The sequence below is a fragment of the Aeromonas sp. 97A genome, from assembly GCF_051919185.1.
Classification (GTDB): domain Bacteria; phylum Pseudomonadota; class Gammaproteobacteria; order Enterobacterales; family Aeromonadaceae; genus Aeromonas; species Aeromonas veronii.
The window spans coordinates 1,224,207-1,241,507 of record NZ_JBQBFF010000001.1 but is presented as its reverse complement, the minus strand read 5'-3'; the positions used below and the strand labels follow the sequence as shown (position 1 = coordinate 1,241,507).

At 60.9% G+C, this 17,301-nt stretch carries 12 protein-coding genes; 2 read left to right on the top strand and 10 right to left on the bottom strand.

Annotated features, from left to right (window positions below; genetic code table 11):
• The first annotated feature begins 237 nt into the window (after positions 1 to 237).
• A complete protein-coding gene (locus ACTG27_RS05615) occupies positions 238 to 1,527 on the top strand; it encodes a sensor domain-containing diguanylate cyclase (protein ID WP_421339259.1) in 1,290 nt (429 codons plus the stop codon).
• Between the two features lie 86 nt (positions 1,528 to 1,613).
• Here the strand turns inward: ACTG27_RS05615 and ACTG27_RS05610 are convergent, their stop codons facing one another.
• On the bottom strand, positions 1,614 to 3,236 hold the full coding sequence (locus ACTG27_RS05610; RefSeq protein WP_439979262.1) for an acyl-CoA synthetase: 1,623 nt from the start codon (positions 3,234 to 3,236) through the stop codon (positions 1,614 to 1,616).
• 233 nt (positions 3,237 to 3,469) lie between these two features.
• Positions 3,470 to 3,658, bottom strand: a complete 189-nt coding sequence (locus tag ACTG27_RS05605) for a hypothetical protein (RefSeq protein ID WP_005345660.1) — start codon at positions 3,656 to 3,658, stop codon at positions 3,470 to 3,472.
• Between the two features lie 501 nt (positions 3,659 to 4,159).
• On the opposite strand from ACTG27_RS05605, the gene ACTG27_RS05600 reads away from it, so the two are divergent.
• Positions 4,160 to 4,699 carry a glycine zipper 2TM domain-containing protein gene (locus ACTG27_RS05600; protein WP_439979261.1) on the top strand — a complete coding sequence of 180 codons (540 nt, stop codon included), beginning with the start codon at positions 4,160 to 4,162 and terminating at the stop codon, positions 4,697 to 4,699.
• A 117-nt stretch (positions 4,700 to 4,816) separates the two neighbouring features.
• On the opposite strand, the gene xdhC is transcribed toward ACTG27_RS05600, so the two are convergent.
• The 8 genes from xdhC to ygfM all read right to left on the bottom strand — a co-directional run bounded on the left by xdhC (position 4,817) and on the right by ygfM (position 17,222).
• Positions 4,817 to 5,302, bottom strand: a complete 486-nt coding sequence (xdhC, locus tag ACTG27_RS05595; protein WP_021230037.1) for a xanthine dehydrogenase iron sulfur-binding subunit XdhC — start codon at positions 5,300 to 5,302, stop codon at positions 4,817 to 4,819.
• Positions 5,299 to 6,177, bottom strand: a complete 879-nt coding sequence (gene xdhB / locus ACTG27_RS05590; RefSeq protein ID WP_439979259.1) for a xanthine dehydrogenase FAD-binding subunit XdhB — start codon at positions 6,175 to 6,177, stop codon at positions 5,299 to 5,301. The genes xdhC and xdhB overlap by 4 nt, the downstream gene beginning before the upstream one ends.
• Positions 6,170 to 8,488, bottom strand: coding sequence for a xanthine dehydrogenase molybdenum-binding subunit XdhA (gene xdhA / locus ACTG27_RS05585; RefSeq protein WP_439979258.1), 2,319 nt, complete (start codon positions 8,486 to 8,488; stop codon positions 6,170 to 6,172). The genes xdhB and xdhA overlap by 8 nt, the downstream gene beginning before the upstream one ends.
• A 375-nt stretch (positions 8,489 to 8,863) precedes the next feature.
• Positions 8,864 to 10,165: an NCS2 family permease gene (locus tag ACTG27_RS05580; protein WP_439980499.1), complete on the bottom strand. Its 1,302-nt coding sequence runs from the start codon at positions 10,163 to 10,165 to the stop codon at positions 8,864 to 8,866.
• A gap of 398 nt (positions 10,166 to 10,563) precedes the next feature.
• Positions 10,564 to 11,880 (bottom strand): guanine deaminase, encoded by a 1,317-nt coding sequence (gene guaD, locus ACTG27_RS05575; protein WP_040069820.1) that lies wholly within the window; start codon positions 11,878 to 11,880, stop codon positions 10,564 to 10,566.
• Between the two features lie 52 nt (positions 11,881 to 11,932).
• A complete protein-coding gene (locus tag ACTG27_RS05570; RefSeq protein ID WP_439973962.1) occupies positions 11,933 to 13,456 on the bottom strand; it encodes a nucleobase:cation symporter-2 family protein in 1,524 nt (507 codons plus the stop codon).
• A 95-nt stretch (positions 13,457 to 13,551) separates the two neighbouring features.
• Positions 13,552 to 16,449: a molybdopterin-dependent oxidoreductase Mo/Fe-S-binding subunit gene (locus ACTG27_RS05565; protein ID WP_439979257.1), complete on the bottom strand. Its 2,898-nt coding sequence runs from the start codon at positions 16,447 to 16,449 to the stop codon at positions 13,552 to 13,554.
• Complete coding sequence (gene ygfM / locus ACTG27_RS05560) at positions 16,446 to 17,222, bottom strand: molybdopterin-dependent oxidoreductase FAD-binding subunit (protein ID WP_193859224.1); 777 nt, start codon at positions 17,220 to 17,222, stop codon at positions 16,446 to 16,448. The genes ACTG27_RS05565 and ygfM overlap by 4 nt, the downstream gene beginning before the upstream one ends.
• Positions 17,223 to 17,301 lie beyond the last annotated feature (79 nt).

The following is a 17,301-nucleotide window of genomic DNA, read 5'->3' as shown; positions in this document are numbered from 1 at the left end:
TGCAATTTCTTTGCTGCTGGCCCACGAAGCTGGGCCGATATGAGTGGGACAGTTATCTGAATAGTCACGGACTCAGTTGATTTCCTTTGGCCACACCAACGATGACAATCGTGTGACATGGCGCAGATCCTGCGGAAATAAACGCGAAATATGGCCTGTGAAGTGCTTAATTTAAACCGTTGGTACATATATTCACGCTGTATACAACGACGCCCTTAACCAAGGATGGTTAACTCCATGAAGGATGAACCCTTCTCCATTCGATTACAGCATGAGCTGGATCACCTCAAAGCCATCTTCAACGAGACGGACGCCTACATGTTCACCAAGGATCTGGCGGGCCGTTACACCTATGCCAATCAGGCGGTGCTGGATCTCTTTGGTTGCACCCTAGCCGAGTTGCAGGGGCAGGATGATCGGGCCTTTTTTGATCTCGAATTCTCGGATGCGATTCAGCGCAACGACCAACTGGTACTGGAGCAGCAGCTTGCCCTCGCCCAGGAGGAGGTCAACTACCTCAAAACCACCGGGGAAAAGCGCTGCTACTGGACTGTCAAAAAGCCCATGTATGACAGGGATGGCAACCTGATCGGCCTGTGCGGCATCTCCACCGATATCACCGAACACAAGCTGATTGAAGCGCGGCTGGCGGAGCAGCATCAGCTGCTGGAGCTCATCCTCGCCAACGTGGATGCCCATATCTATATGAAGGACAGCCTGCACCGCTTTCTCTACGTCAACCAAAAGGTCGCCGATCTGCTAGGCCTTCCTGCCGAGCAGATCATCAACCGGCGCGATGATGAGGTGTTCCCGGCTGCCAGCGCCTGCCAGCTGTGGCTGCTGGATAACCGGGTATTCGAAACCGGCGAGCTGCAAGCCGGAGAAGAGACGCTGACCGATATCGAGGGCAATCAGCACTACTACTGGTCGGTCAAGGTACCCTTTCTGCTTGGGGATGGCACCCCGACCCTGATCGGTATCTCCTCCGATATCACCGAACTGCACCAGCTCAAGGAGCAGTTGCACCAGCAGTCGGTGCGCGATGGCCTCACCGGCCTCTACAACCGCCGCTTCTTTTTCGAGATGTGCGAGAAGAACCTCAGTCTGGACATGCGCCACCACCTCACCTCGGTGCTGATGGTGCTGGATGTGGATCAGTTCAAGTGCATCAACGATCGCTTCGGCCATCCCCTGGGGGACAGGGCACTAGTTCATCTGGGCAGGGTGATGCAATCGGTGCTACGCAGCGAAGATGTGCTGGCTCGTATCGGTGGCGACGAGTTCGCCATTTTACTGCCCAACACTACCCTCCAGGCCGCCGCATCCCTGGCCGAGCGGCTGCGCCTGCAGGTGATGCAAAGCCCGCTACCCCTGCCCGATGGGGATAAACTGGTTATCACCATCAGCGCCGGACTGGTGGAAAATGGCGAGGGGGAGCTGATGGAGAGCCTCTACGCCCGCGCCGATCAAATGCTCTATCAGGCCAAACAGAGCGGCCGCAACTGCGTCGCCTGCAAGGCTCCCTAGCCACACAATGGGAGGGCCAGCAGCCCTCCAGCTCCCTCGTATCTCCCTCCTATGAAAGTCTGTGCTGGTTCCTTACGAACAGGCGGCTACCCCAGCTGTTTGCGCAGCACAAATTTTTGCACCTTGCCGGTCGAGGTCTTGGGCAACGGGGTGAAGATGATGCGTTTGGGGGCCTTGAAGTGGGCCATCTGCTCACGGCAAAAGGCGATAAGATCCGCCTGAGTAGTCTCTCGCCCCTCTTTCAGTTTCACGAAGGCGCAGGGCACCTCCCCCCACTTCTCATCGGGCATGGCGATCACCGCCGCTTCGTCCACATCGGGATGGCGATAGAGCACATCTTCCACCTCCAGACTGGAGATATTCTCCCCGCCGGAGATGATGATGTCCTTGGATCTGTCCTTGATCTCCACATAACCATCCGGGTGCCATACAGCCAGATCGCCACTGCGAAACCACCCCTCCGCCATCGCCTCGGCGCTGGCATCCGGGTTCTTGAGATAACCCTTCATCACCACATTGCCGCGCAGCACTATCTCCCCCATGGTTTTGCCATCTTTGGCCACCGGCTCGCCGCTGACCGGGTTGATGACCCGCATCTCTCCCTGCAGCGGGGATGCCACCCCCTGGCGCGCCTTGAGGCGGGAGAGCGTGGTGGCATCCTGACCTTGCCAGCTTCTTTGCGGCTCGCACAACACGCAGGGACCATAGGTTTCGGTCAGGCCATAGACGTGGGTCACGGCGATCCCCATCGCTTCCATACCGGCGATCACGGTGGCGGGGGGCGCAGCGCCAGCGGTCATCACCTTGATGGGGTGATCCAGCCCCCGCTTGAGCGCCTGTTCAGCATTGTTGAGCATATTGAGCACGATGGGCGCCGCGCAGAAGTGGCTCACCTTGTGCTCGTGCAGCGCCTCATAAATGGCGGCCGCCTGCACATGGCGCAGGCAGACGCTCACCCCGGCGGTGGCCGCCAGCGTCCAGGGGAAACACCAGCCGTTGCAGTGAAACATCGGCAAGGTCCAGAGATAGACGGGATGTTTGGGCAGCTCCCAGGAGAGCACGTTGTTGATGGCGTTGAGGTGGGCGCCGCGATGGTGATAGACCACCCCCTTGGGATTGCCGGTAGTGCCGGAGGTGTAGTTAAGGGAGATAGCCTGCCACTCATCTTGGGGCAGCCAGCCGGGCTCATCGCCGTTACCAGTGGCAATAAAGGCCTCATAGGTCAGTTCACTGACAAGCGCCCCTTCCCGGTAGAGGGGATCGTCGATGGCGATAACCAGCGGTTGGCGCTCCAGCAGATCCAGTGCCTTGCGCACCACGGCACCAAACTCCCTGTCCACCAGCACCACCTTGCTCTGGGCATGCTGGAAGATAAAAGCCATCGACTCGGCATCGAGCCGGGTATTGATGGTGTTGAGCACAGCGCCGCTCATGGGCACCCCGAAGTGGGCTTCAAACATCGCCGGGATATTGGGCGCAACGATGGAGACGGTATCCCCCTCCCCAATACCGCGAAGCCGCAGGGCCGAGGCCAGCTGGCGGCAACGGCGGGCAGTCTCGCCCCAGCTCTGGCGCAGCGGGCCGTGGATCAGCGCCGGATAGTCGGGATAGACCCGCTCCGCCCGCCCCAGAAAGCTGATGGGGGTCAGGGCCTCGAAATTGGCGGCGGTTTTGGCAAGGTCGCGCTCATAGATGTTCTGCACTGTCATCGGATTCCTTCCTCACAGGTGGCACAAAACGGGCAGTTTCGGGATGATTCAGAGATCAGACAGCGACATAGGCATCCTGCCCGTCACTGGTCTCTTATGGGGATGACAGCCTAACAGTGAGCCTGTGGCGGCAGGTATTAGCAAAACGTCTTAGAGGAAGAGCGGAAAAGGTATTCGGTGCGAGTTCGGCAAGCCAGCCCCCGCCAATGGCGAAGGCTTTACCTCAATCATCGTTAGTGGCGCACCCGCCCCTGCTGGCGGAAGCAGTAGAGTTTAAGGCTGATGTCGGCGATATCGGCGGGAAGCTCCTCTCCCTGCTCGGCCAGGGGTCGGTAGAGGGATGAGAGCAGACGTTCGGCCTGCTGCACCGTGATGATGTTGGCCTGGATGGCCGGGGTGATCCAGCTGGGTAACATTGACATATCTCCCCCTCGTTGATCCGGTGATCTCGGGTGAACATCTTCATATCAGGTCTTACGCAGTTGTCTGCCGACCCGTTCACCCTCAGCTTCACCCAATCAAAGCAAAATGCTTGCCGTGATCTCTTATCGGCCAACATCCGATGGGGCTGGAGCCATTTATCAACCACTTGCGTGGCCATCTCAACGAACAGAGCCCTTGTTCAAGATCTCCCTTGACCTGCCCCCGTCAGCACTTTGCCACTCTGGCATTCTGCTCACCGCCCGCCTTGCAAATTGCGACTCGAATTGCTCCTTATCACACTGGCAAAGCCCGCCATGCGACGGAAACTGGTCACTTTTAGTCCGTTGTCGCCAAAGCCAGACACTTTTTCATGGTGGCTATTTTTTGACCTTGCCAGCGCCTGTCGCAGGCCCATCCCCCTCGCCTTGTCCGGCCAACCGGTTGTGACAAGATGGCGCCAGATTGGAACAGCCCGTATGGGTATGCAGGAGAACCATAAGATGAACAGATCCATGATGGCAGGTATCGGTATTGGCATCGCCTCGGCCCTGGCACTCTCGGCGGCGGCCAGCGGCTCCCTCTTTACACCCCAACCCACCTTTGCCGAGGTGATCACCAGCAAGCCGATCACCGAGACCATCAAGACTCCCCGCCAGGAGTGTCGCAACGTCACCGTGACCCACCGCAAGCCGGTACAGGATGAGCACAAGATCCTCGGCACAGTGGTTGGCGCGGCGCTGGGTGGCGTGGTCGGCCACCAGTTTGGCGGCGGCAGCGGCAAGAAGGTGGCCACTGCTGCAGGGGCCGTCGCGGGGGGTTATGCCGGTAATCAGGTGCAGGGCAATATGCAGGCGGGCGATACCTACACCACCACCGAGCAGCGCTGCAAGACCGTGCAGGATACGAGCGTCAACACCATAGGTTATGACGTGACCTATCGCCTCGCAGGTCAGGAGGGGGTGATCCGCATGAAGCAAGCCCCGGGCGCCACCATTCCGGTCAAAGATGGCAAATTGGTGATCGACCAGCCAAAAGTGTGATTTCTCCTGACCCCACTCAGCAGCAGGCCCGCCTCTTTCGAGGCGGGCCTGTGTTTTTGGGCGGCTTGATTTCCTTTTTTCAAATAACGGCACGCACCACTCACGGCACCCGAACTATCACCCTTTGCAACACTTCTTCACCGCCCGTACCACGTTCTGATAACCGGTACATCGGCAGAGGTTGCCCGACAGCCCGCGGCGGATCTCCGCATCGGTCAGCGGACGGCGCTCGGTCTTGTCGAGCAGGGCGGCGCTCGCCATCACAAGACCAGGCGTGCAAAAACCGCACTGTACCGCCCCCTCGTCGATAAAGGCCTGCTGCACGTCGGAGAGCTCATTGCCTTTGCGCTCCCCCTCCACGGTGCGAATGGATTTGCCATCGGCCCAGACCGCCAGATAGAGGCAGCTGTCGATGGCAGTGCCATTCACCCGCACGGTACAGGCGCCGCACTCACCGACACTGCACCCCTCTTTCACACTGATCAGCCCCTGCCCGCGCAGGAAGTGGAGCAGCGACATGGTGGGCGGCACAGCATAGGAGTAAGGCTTGCCGTTGATCTCGCACTGGATCTCCACGGCGGGACAGCTTTGCGGTTGCATCATAGGATCTTGCCTCCGGCACGTTCGACTGCGCAGGCGACCACCCGCTGCGCCAGGGTTTTGATAAGGTGCAGACGAAACTCCTTTTCCGCCCGCCAGGAGGATCGCGGCGCCACATCGGCCACCACAGCCTCGGCAATCGCTGCCAGTGTGGCGCGAGTCAGGGGTTGCCCTTCGGCCGCCGCTTCCGCGTGAGGCGTGCGCACCGGGGTCGGGGCCGCCACCCCATAGGCCAGCCGCAGCCCCTTGAAGTGGCCATTCTCAATCTGGCAGTAGGCGGCGCAGCCGATGGTGGCGATATCCATGGCATCGCGCATGGCGTATTTGAAGTAGTGGGAGCCCACATGGGGGTGCGAGTCCGGCGCAAAGTGAAACGCCACCAGAATTTCCGCCGGTTGCAGCGCCACCTTGCCGGGGCCGGTGTGAAAACCGGCGATGGGGATGCGGCGCGTACCGTTAGGGCCAGCAATCTCAAGCTCGGCCTCGAGCGCGACGGTCGGCGCCGCCGAGTCGGCACTGGTGGCGCCGTTGCAAATATTGCCGCCATAGGTGGCGACGTTGCGGATCTGCGGGCCGGCGATAGTGGCGGCCGCCTCGGCCAGCATCGGCAGGCGGCACTGCACCAGTTCGTTCTCGATGATCTCGGTAAAGGTGGTGCCGGAGCCGATGCGGATCGACCCATCAGGCAACTCGCACACCCCTTTGAGTTCGGGCAAGTCGTGAATATCGACGATATGTCGATAGGCGGCGTTGAGGTGATGCAGCTGGATCATCACATCAGTGCCGCCAGCCAGGAGACGCGCCTCAGGGTCGGCCTGACGCAGAGTGACCGCCTCGGCCACGCTGTGAGCCTTGTAGTAACGGGCAATATCAAACATGGTGTTGCTCCTCCCCTGATCCCTCGCCAATCAAACCCGCTGCGACAAACTCCCGGAACAGGGTTTTGGGGGTGATGGGCAGCTCGTTGATGGCCACCCCGGTCGCCATTCGAATGGCGTTACGGATAGCGGGGCCCGGCGAGATGATGGGCGGTTCCCCCAGGGATTTGTGGCCATAGACAGACTGGGGCTCGTAGGTCTGCACGAAGTCGCATTCCAGCTCGGGCAAATCCAGCATGGTGGGGAACTTGTAGTCGAGCAGGTTGGGGTTGCGCACCACGCCGCTCTTGGCGTCGATGATCATCTCCTCGAACAGGGACCAGCCGATCCCCATCCCCATGCCACCATGCACCTGCCCCTCTGCCAGCTGCGGATTGAGGATCTTGCCTGCATCGTGCAGGTTGATGATGCGATTGATGGTTACCTTGCAGAGATCGATATCGACGCTGAGATCGACAAAGGTGCAACCAAAGCTCGGCGGATTGGTGGTGGTCTTGTGGGAGACCTCGGAGGTGATCTGGCCACCGATAGTGAGGTGGTAGTAGGCGTTGACCGACACCTCGGCGACGCTGATCAGCACCTTGTCCGGCGCACCGGCCAGCACCACGTAGCCGTCGATCAGGGTGAGCGACCCCACATCCTGATGGCAGAGCTGGGCTGCCAGCGACAAAATTCGGGCCCGCAGTTGCAGCGCCGCCTGATGGATGGCTGGAGCCGCCACATAGCTCTGGCGCGAGGCAAACGAGCCCGGATCGTAGGCGGTAATATCGGTATCCTGAGTCGAAATGACCCGGATCTGCTCAAACGGAATGCCCAACGTCTGGGCCGCCATCTGGGCAAAGACGGTATCCGATCCCTGCCCTATCTCGGTGGCGCCGATCTGCAGATTGACGGTGCCATCCTGATTGAGCAGCATGCGGGCGCCCGCAATTTCGACCCCCACCGGATAGGTGTTGGAGCCGTAGCTAAAGCATGCGACCCCGATGCCACGCCGCACCCGGCTTGCCGGATCCTGCGCCAGACACTCGGCCTTGAGCCGATCCCACTCGAACATCTCGCGACCACGCAGCAGGCAGTCCGGCAACCCGGCGCTGTAGATGGTCTTCTGGTTGACCTGATTGACATCCCCTTCCCGCGCCACGTTGGCGATACGCACATCGAGCGGATCCAGCCCCAGTTCGGCGCAGGCGTCATCCAGCATGCATTCGAGGGCAAAAATCACCTGCGGTGCGCCGTAACCGCGCATGGCACCGGCGGTGGGCAGGTTGCTGTAGAAGGTTTTGGCGTCATAGCCAAAGGCGCTGCGCGGATAGAGGTAGCTGATCTTGTTGCCACCGGCGCTGGCGATGGAGTGGCCGTGAGAGGCATAGCCGCCGGTGTTGGAGAGCACGTCGAGCTGATAGCCCTTGAGGGTGCCGTCGCGGTTGAGGCCAATCTTGCCATCGATGGCAAAGCCGTGGCGGGTGCGGGAGGCAAAAAAGCACTCCTCCCGGCTCAAGGTCACCTTGACCGGCACACCGTCAAGCTTGTAGCTCAGAAACGCCGCCATCGGCTCTTCCAGCACGTCCTGCTTGTTGCCAAAACCGCCGCCCATATAGGGCTTGATCACCCGCACGCTCGACCAGGGCAGGCCGAGGGACTTGGCCACCCGGCTGCGCACTATCTGGGGGATCTGGGTGCTGCTGACGACGATGATGTGGTCCGGTTGATCCATGTAGGCGTAGCAGGTCACCGTCTCCAGATGGCAGTGCTGCACCACCGGCGTCCGGTAGTGCGCCTGAAATTGCAGGTCAGCGGAGGCAATGGCCTGCTCCGGGTCATTGGCGCGAAGCTGGCTTTGGCGTAGCAGATTGCCGCTCGGGTGGATGGGATAGGCATCGTCGGCCAGCGCGCTCTCGGCATCCGTCATCACCGGCAGCGGTTCGTAGGTCACCTTGACCAGGGCGGCAGCCTTCTCGGCCACCAGCGGATCGCGCGCCACGACTATGGCGACCCCATCGCCGAAGTGGCGTACATGGTCGGTGAGCAGACGCCGGTCTTTCACATCCCGTTTCGCCTCATCGAGAGACCAGGCGTGACCGGCGGTGCGAAAACAGGTGGTGGGGACATCTTCATGGGTAAACACGGCTTCGACCCCTTGCAGGGCCAGCGCTTCGGTCGCATCGATGGCAAGCACCTTGCCGTGGGCAATATTGCTTCGCACGTACTTGGCGTGGCGCATCCCGAGCATGATGTTGTCATCGGTATAGCGAGCGCTGCCGGTCACCTTGGCCTCGGCATCCACCCGCTTGAGCGGTAATCCTATGGACATATGCAAGTCCTTTTTCGAATGGAAAAATCTGGAACCGGCATAAAAAACAGCAAGATATGCGCCTGTTTCCCGCCATCGTCAGGAGAATGGGGAGAAGTGTGAAGGGGATCCCATCTAGCCTGCTTTTGTTGGCTCGCAGCGACAAGCCAAGGGCAGCCCCTGAGAAAACGGGGCCCGTCGGCGGTGAAAAAAACGGCAAAGCGAGGAGAGCAAGGGTGGAAGCCTATCAATCTGGTAGGATGATTTATCAAAATGGTATCGCGATGCCCCCCCCAACTTCGGAAACGGCCTAGGCGTGATGCCTGCGTGGGCGGGCTAAAAATAACAGGTATAAAAATGGGGCCGCCAGTGCGGCCCCAAACGGGCGGGTTATCCCTAAATAGCCCACCCCCCAGCATAAAAGAGCACCAGTGCCAGGGCGATGACCACGGTGCCGACGTTGAGCTTGTGCCACTCCTTCGAGCAGATGCGGCCGATCACCAGCGAGCTGAAGCCAAGCATGATGCCGGTGACAATATTGCAGGTGAGCACGATAAAGACCGCACACACTAGCCCGGACATGGCCCCGACGAAGTCACTGAAATCGAGTTTGGTGACGTTGCTCAGCATCAAGAGCCCCACATACATCAGGGCCGGTGCGGTGGCATAGGCGGGCACCAGATAGGAGAGCGGCGAGAGGAACAGCATCAGCAGGAACAGGCCGCCGACCACGGTCGCGGTGAGGCCGGTTTTACCCCCCGCCGCCGTGCCCGCGGCCGATTCGATATAGACGGCAGCCGGGGCCGCCCCCACCAGACTGGAGAAGATGCTGCTGACCGAGTCGGCACTGAGCGCCTTGCCGCTGTTGATGATATGACCATCCTTATCGAGCAGGTTGGCCTGCCCCGCCACGGCGCGGATGGTGCCGGTGGCATCGAATACCGCTGTCATCACCAGCGCCAGCACGCTGGGCAGCACCAGCGGCGAGAGGGCCCCCATGATATCCAGACTGAAGATGAGGGACTTGCCTTGATCGTCCGAGAGGCTCGGCAGGGCGAACAGTCCCTGATACTTCACCGCCGGATCGAAGATAAGGCCGAAGATGGAGATGGCGATAATCACCAGCAAGATCCCCCCCGGTACTCTCAGCTTCTCCAGCCCGAAGATCACCGCAAGGCCGATCAGGGACATAATGACCGGCATCGAGGTAAAAGCCCCCAGCGCCACCGGCAGCCCCTCGAGCGGGTTCTTGATCACCAGCCCCACCCCGTTGGCGGCGATAAGCAGCAAGAAGAGACCAATCCCGATGCCGGTGCCGTGGGCAATCCCCATCGGCAGGTTGTCGAGGATCCAGCTACGCACCCCGGTCACCGAGATGGCGGTAAACAGCACCCCCATCAGGAAGACGGCCCCCAGCGCCACCGGAATGGGGATTTGCTGCCCCAGCACCAGACTGAATGCGGTAAACGCCGTGAGGGAAATAGCGCAACCGATGGCCATCGGCAACTTGGCCCAGAGCCCCATCAAGAGCGAACCGAATCCCGCCACCAGACAGGTGGCGACAAACACTGCGCCGGGGGGAAAGCCTGCCTTGCCGAGCATGCTCGGCACCACGATCACCGAGTAGACCATGGCAAGGAAGGTGGTGAGGCCCGCCAGCACCTCCTGTCTGACGTTGCTGCCCCGCTCGCTGATCATAAAGTAGCGATCAAGTGCCGTGAGCGGCTGTTGCTTTGCTGCGCTCTGGCTGGCGTCATCATTGGCCAGCTGTTCCACGCTGTTTGTCCTGCTGTTTGCTTGGGTCATACCCAACTCCTTCACACGCGCCTGAATGTTCCATGACGAAATGGCGACAGGATCTGCGGGTCTGCCTCGCGCCAGTTTGATAAAAAAACAGGCGATGGCGGCAGAGGATGCGACAGACAGACCAGGGCAGGCAGCCTTGACTCAAACGTTTGCCTTGCTGGTCAAAAAAACCGGGCCATTTCACGTTCTATGCGGGGAGATCCCCTGTGGTGCGGCAAGACTGGCGCCCCTGTGGGGCACGCCAGCCACCGTATTCGTCGGGGCTGCGCCGCGGCAGCCCACTCCAGCCCCTACCCCCGTTCATGCACCAGTTGGCCATCCACATAGGTGCGGTAGATGGATCTGTCATCCCCTAGGGTCAACAGCACAAAAAGCTTGTCGCGCAGGGTGGTGGAGTTGTCATAACGCAGCTGCTGCAGCGGGGTGGCGACCGGGTCGAGCACCACGAAATCCGCCTCCTTGCCCACCGCAAAGCTGCCGATCTTCTCGTCCAGCCCCAGCGAATGGGCGCCGCCCAGGGTGGCCAGATAGAAGGCCTGATAAGCCGAGAGCCGCTCGCCCTGCAACTGCATCACCTTGTAGGCCTCGTTGAGGGTCTGCAGCATGTTGAAGGTGGTACCGGCGCCGATGTCGGTGCCCATCCCCACCTTCACCTGCTTGCGCCACGCCTTGTGCAGCTTGAAGAGACCGCTGCCGAGATAAAGATTCGAGGTGGGACAAAACGCGATGGTGGAGCCGGTCTCCTTCAGGCAATCCCACTCCTGCTCTTCCAGATGGACGCAGTGGGCAAACACGCAGTTGTGGCCGGTCAGCCCATGCTGGTGATAGACATCGAGATAACCCTTGTGCGCCGGGAAGAGGGATTTTACCCAGGCGATCTCGTCCTTGTTCTCGCACAGATGGGTGTGCAGATAGGTGGTGGGAAACTCTTCGCGCAGTCGCCGCGCCATCGCCAGCTGCTCGGGTGTCGAGGTGGGTGCAAATCGTGGTGTGATGGCATAGAGCAGGCGACCATTGCCGTGCCAGCGCTCGATAAGCTGCTTGCTCTGCACATAGCTGCTCTCGGCGGTGTCGAGCAGATAGTCGGGCGCATTGCGATCCATCATTACCTTGCCCGCGATCATCCGCATATTGATGCGGCTAGCCGCCTCGAACAGGGCGTCTACCGACTCGGGGTGAACGGTGCCGAACACCAGCGCCGTGGTGGTACCGTTGCGCAGCAGTTGCTTGATAAAGAAGGTGGACATCTCGCGGGCATATTCGAGATCGTTGTAGCGCCGCTCGGCCGGGAAGGTGTGGCGGTTGAGCCACTCCAGCAGCTGCTCGCCATAGGCCCCCACCATCTCGCTCTGGGGATAGTGAATGTGGGTATCGACAAAGCCCGGCACTATCATCTTGCCGCGATAATCCCGCACCCGCACCTCGGCCGGAATACGCGCCTTCCCCTCCTCCCACTCACCGAACCAGTCGATGCAGCCGTTGCGAATGATCAGCAGACCATCCTCGATAAGGCGGGCGTTGGACTCAATCTCCTCGGGCTGATCCACCACCCGGGTGATATCGAAGAAGCTGCCGCGTACCGCTTTGACAGAGTTGTCGTTTTTCATAACCGTTTCCCTGTTTTTCTTGTTCTGTTGACGTTTTTTGCCGGTTTAACCGTCAGATCCGTTCCACTTGTGGCGCCACCGCCTGCCCGGGCACTGGCTCTGGTGAACCCTCCCCCTTGCTGGCCGATGACAGGCCCGCACTGCGGGCGGTAAAGATCACATCCGGCTTGTCGCTCAGCTGGATCACTTCAACCGCCTCTGCATCCCTGACGGCCGCCTTGCGTTTGCGGCTTTGCGGCAACACCAGATTCATGATGATGGCGGTGATGCCGCCGGCGCAGATGGGGTTCTCCACCAGCATGTAGATACCGGCAGGCAGCACCTTGAAGACGTTCGGGTCATAGGAGACACCGAGCCCAAGACCCAGCGAGGTGGCGACAATCAGGGTCTCCCGCCGATCGAAACCGTGGCTGATGATGATGCGACCACCGGCGATGGCGATCATCGAGAACATGATGACCATGGCGCCCCCCATCACAGGTGACGGTATGGTGGTAAAGAAGCGCCCCACAACCGGGAAGAGCCCCAGCAGCACCAGAATGACGGCGATAAACTTACCCACATGGCGTGACGCCACCCCGGTCATCTGGATGACGCCGTTGTTCTGGGCAAAGGTGGTGAGTGGCAAAGAGCCGAGGGCCGAGGCGATCACCGATACCAGACCGTCCGCCAGCACGCCGCCGGAGAGCCGCTTTTGAAACTCGGGGCCCTGAATATCCCGGTGAGAGACCATGGCGGTGGCGGTGATGTCCCCCACCGCCTCCAGCACGCTCAACAGATAGATGGTGCCCGCCAACATAAAGGCGTGAAAATCGAAGGAGAAACCGTACTTGAACGGGATCGGCACCGTAATAAGCGGCAGGTCCTCAAGGGCGGAGAAATCCACCATGCCAAGCATCAGGGCCACCGCATAGCCCACCATCAGGCCGATGGCGATGCCGCTCATCCGCAGCAGCGGGCTTCGGCTGCAGTTGAAGGCGACGATGACGCAGAGCACCAAGAGCCCCAGCCCGATGTTCTCATATTTGCCAAAGGTGCCGCTGCTCATGGCGGAGAAGCCGCCGCCAAAGTCGATGATCCCCACCTTGATAAGGCTCAGGCCAATCATCAGCACCACCACACCGCTCACGGTCGGGGTGATCACCCGCTTGAGGTAGGGCAGCACAAAGGAGGAGCCCATCACCAGAAAGGCACCGACAAAGGAGACCCCGAGCAGGGTCGAGACGATCAGCTCCTCATGGATGCCATCTTTTTTCATGGCGCCGCCGAGCGCGATCATCACGGTGACGAAGGAAAAGTTGACCGACTGGATGGAGAGCAGCCCCGAACCGATGGGGCCATAACGGTTCACCTGCAACCAGGTGCCGATACCGGAGGCGATCATCGCCATGGAGACCAGATAGGCGGTGGTCTCGGTGGAGAGGCCCAGCGCGCCGCCGACAATCAACGCCGGGGTCACCATGGGAACAAAAATCGCCAGCAGATGGGTCACTGCACCCATCAAGGTTTGATAAAACGGGGGTTTGTCTTCCAGCTCGTAAATAAGATCAGAGTGCTTGCGTGTTGTTTTAGACATCGTGTTTGTCCCATCACACAGAATGGAGGCGGAGTACTCATTCCGCCGTCAGGCGCTGGGGGCGAGCTTTCACCCGCCCCTCACCTTTTCTTTTGTTATGCCGACACTTTTTGCTCCAGCTTGCCCAGTTCGCGCAGGATCTGTTCCGGCGTGAAGTGCCACTTGCGCAGCCAGACACCGCAGGCGTCGTGGATGGCGGTGGCGATGGCGGGCGCGGCCCCGTTCACCCCGATCTCCGAGATGGACTTGGCGCCATAGGGGCCAACCTTGTCGTCACTCGGCACCAGGAAGGCCCGAAAATCGCGCGGAATGTCGCCAATCTTGGGCGCGCCATAGCTCTTGAGATCCCGGGTCAGCGGGATGCCCTTGCTGTCGTAGCAGATCTCCTCGCTCATGGTGTGGCCGATGGCCCGCATGGTCGCCCCGTAGATCTGGCCGAGGGCCAGTTCCGGGTTGATGGGGGTGCCGCAGTCGAGCAGGGCGTAGAACTTGTCGAGGCGGATCTCGCCGGTTCTGACGTTGACCGCCACCTCGGCGAAGTTGGCCCCATACGGGAAGGCAAGCTCAGAGGTGATGTAGCTGGCGGTGCCCACGAGGATACCGAAGCCGGTACCGGTCTCCGCCTTGTGGGCCAGCTTGGCGAGGCTCACCTCCCCCTGCTTGCCGCGCACTATGCCCGGGTGAACCAGCTCCACATCCTCCACCGGCTCGCCCAGCATGGCAGCGCCGTGGAACAGGATCTTAGCCTTGAGGTTCTCGGCCGCCATCTTGGCCGCGTTGCCGGAGAAGCAGGTACCTGACGAGGCGTAAGCCCCCTTGTCGAATAGCGCATGGTCAGTATCGCCAGAGATGACGTGCACATCGCTGAGCGGGCAACCGAGCACCTCGGCGGTCAGCTTGGCCACCACGGTATCGAGGCCGGTGCCGATATCGGCGCCACCGGAGTGGACGATAAAGGTGCCGTCAGATTCCAGCTTGACCATGCAGTTGGCCTGATCGATGTCCGGGATCCCCGATTTTTGCATGATGATGGCGACACCACGGCCGATGCGCCAATCCCCGTCAGCGGGTTTGGGGCTATCCCAGGCAATCAGTTCGCGACCCTGTTTGAGGATGGGCTCGAGGGCGCAGCTGGCGGCGTGGGGCACAGAGGTAGGCATCTTGCCCTCGCCGATGGCACCGAGCACCTTGAGGATATCCCCTTCGTGCACCCGGTTGTGCTCCACCATGTCGAGCTGATCAATACCCAGTTTTTCGGCAAGTTCGGCAATGGCCATGGTCAGCGCGAAGTTGCCCTTGGGCGCGCCGTAGCCCTGATAGGCGCCGGTCGGGCAGATGTTGCTGTAGTAGGTATTGACGGTAAAGCGCACGTTGTCGCACGGATAGAGCGGCAGGGAGAGCGCCGGGCCGTTGCTTGGCACCGTCAATGAGTGGTTGCCGTAAGGGCCGGTGTTGGCGCGAAAATCCATCTCGATGGCGGTGATGGTGCCATCTTTTTTGGCCCCCACTTTCACCTTTACCTTGGCCACGTGGCGAGAGGTATTGCTGATGAACTCCTCTTCACGGGTGTAGCGGAAGGTAACGGGACGGCCGGTCACCTTGGTCGCCCAGGCGCACACCTCTTCCAGCAGGATGTCCTGCTTGGAGCCAAAACCGCCCCCTACCCGCTCCTTGATCACGTGCACCTGATGTTGCTTGAGGCCGACGATGCGCGCTACCTGACGGCGCACGTGCCACGGCACCTGAGTAGAGGCGTGAATGACCAGACGCTCCCCATCCATGTAGGTGAAGCAGATGTGCGGCTCGGTCGGGCACTGCTGGGCCTGGGTCGATTCGTAAGTACGTTCGACGATCTCGTCCGCCTCGGCAAACCCTTTGGCCACATCACCGATCTGGCCATGGACGCTGGCGGCCAGGTTCTCGTGCGGGCGGGAGCCGATGGGGAAGTTGATGATCATGTGCTCGTCGCCACGGCGTACCGAGCAGGCGTTCTGCTGCTCGAGATCCGCCGGCGCACCGGCCATGTAGACGATGGGCTCGTCGTGGACCAGCGGCGCATTGGGGGCCATCGCCTCGTCAATGCTCATGACCGCCGGCAACACCTGATACTCGACCTCGATGAGTTTGAGCGCCGCCAAAGCGATGGCTTCGCTCTCGGCCACCACGGCGGCGACCCTGTCACCTACGTGGCGCACCTTGCAGCTGAACATACGGCGATCGAGGGGTGACGGCTCGGGCGCACTCTGGCCACCCGGGGTGTAAAACACATCCGGGCAGTTGAGGTGGGTAATGACATGCACCACCCCCGGCAGCGCCTCGGCGCGGCTCACATCGAGTTTGGTGATCACCGCATGGGGATGGGGGCTTCGCAGCATCTTGATGATCAGCGCATCCTCGGTAACACGATCCTCCACATAGCAGGGCTTGGCCTGCACCATCTTGGCGGCATCCAATTTCGGACAGCTCTTGCCGATATGGCGCAAATCGTCGCGAAACTCGGGGGCGATCTGGCACAGGTAATCGGGATCCTTCATCCGTGAGCAGGCAAGCTCGATGGCCTGATAAAACTGCTGATAACCGCCGTCCCGGTGAAACAGGCCCGAGAGGGCATCGTCGATTTGATCACGGGTGGGCTCGGGGTGGCGATCAAGCAGGTCGGTAACGATGAGCGCGGCGGCCGGATCGTTGTAGCCGGACTGCACCACGCCCACATCCACCATCGCCTGCTGCACCAGACTGAGCTGGTTCCAGCTGCCCAGCGACTCGGCGGTGCGCACGTCGGATCCATCCAGCTGGGCGGCGATCAGCAGGGAGGCGTTGATCACCTTGCCGTTGAAGAGAATGGCGTCGGAGCCGGCGAAGCCGAAGCCGTCGTCGCTGTTGCGCACCGAGTGCATCCGGCACTGGTTGAACAGCACCCGCTGGGCATTGTCACCAGCCTTGCAGATGACGGTGCGCAGGGCACCGTTCAGGGTAAAGTTGAGTTCCATCATGCTTGCACCTCCTGCTGCTGGCAATCCACCAGCAGATCCGCCACTACCACGCCGGTGATATACCGCTTGTAACTCACGCTGCCCGCCAGATCCTCACGGGGCGCAATCAGCTCGCTTACGGCGGCCTCCAGCGCGGCATCGTGCAGTTCGCGGCGCTCCAGATCACGCAGGCGCATCGGCTGCGGGGTGACGCCAGCGACGGCCACCCGCATCTCGCCAATGCTGTCGAGGGCCACGGCTGCGGTCATCACCGCCAAGCCATCGGCATTGCGGCTGATGCGGCGAGTGGCGCAGCGCAGTTCGGGCTCCGGCAGCACAACGCCCAGCACCAGGGCATTGCGCTGACCCGCCAGGTAGGCGTCGATGGGTTGCAGCAGGTTGTTCTCCAGCACCACCACGGCTTCGAGCACCAGCAACACCGGCAGTAAGGGGGAGTCCTGTTGCTGGCAGGCAAGTTCTCCGCCAATGGTGGCCTGATTACGCAGATGGCGGGAGTAGACAAACCCCAGCGCGTCGCACAGGGCGGCCGGGGTACGGGGATCATCTTTCAGGGTCTGCAGGGTGACGGTGGCGCCGATATGGAGCTGGCCGTGCTGCTGCTCAATCTGGTTCAGTCCCAGCTTGTCCAGCGAGATGGCGACCTTCTTGTCGGTGCGGGTCGGAGCGGCGTTAAGCTTGCTGCCGCCCCCCATGTAGACGGCGTCGTTGCCGAAGCTGGCCTTGAGTTCCAAAGCCTGACCCAGTTGCTCGGGTCGGAAGAATTGCTCAATCATGTGTCGTCCTTACTCTTGCAGCCCGCCGCCAGGGAGATCCACAGGGCGGGCAATCCGGTCCAAAACTGTGGAAGGTGGC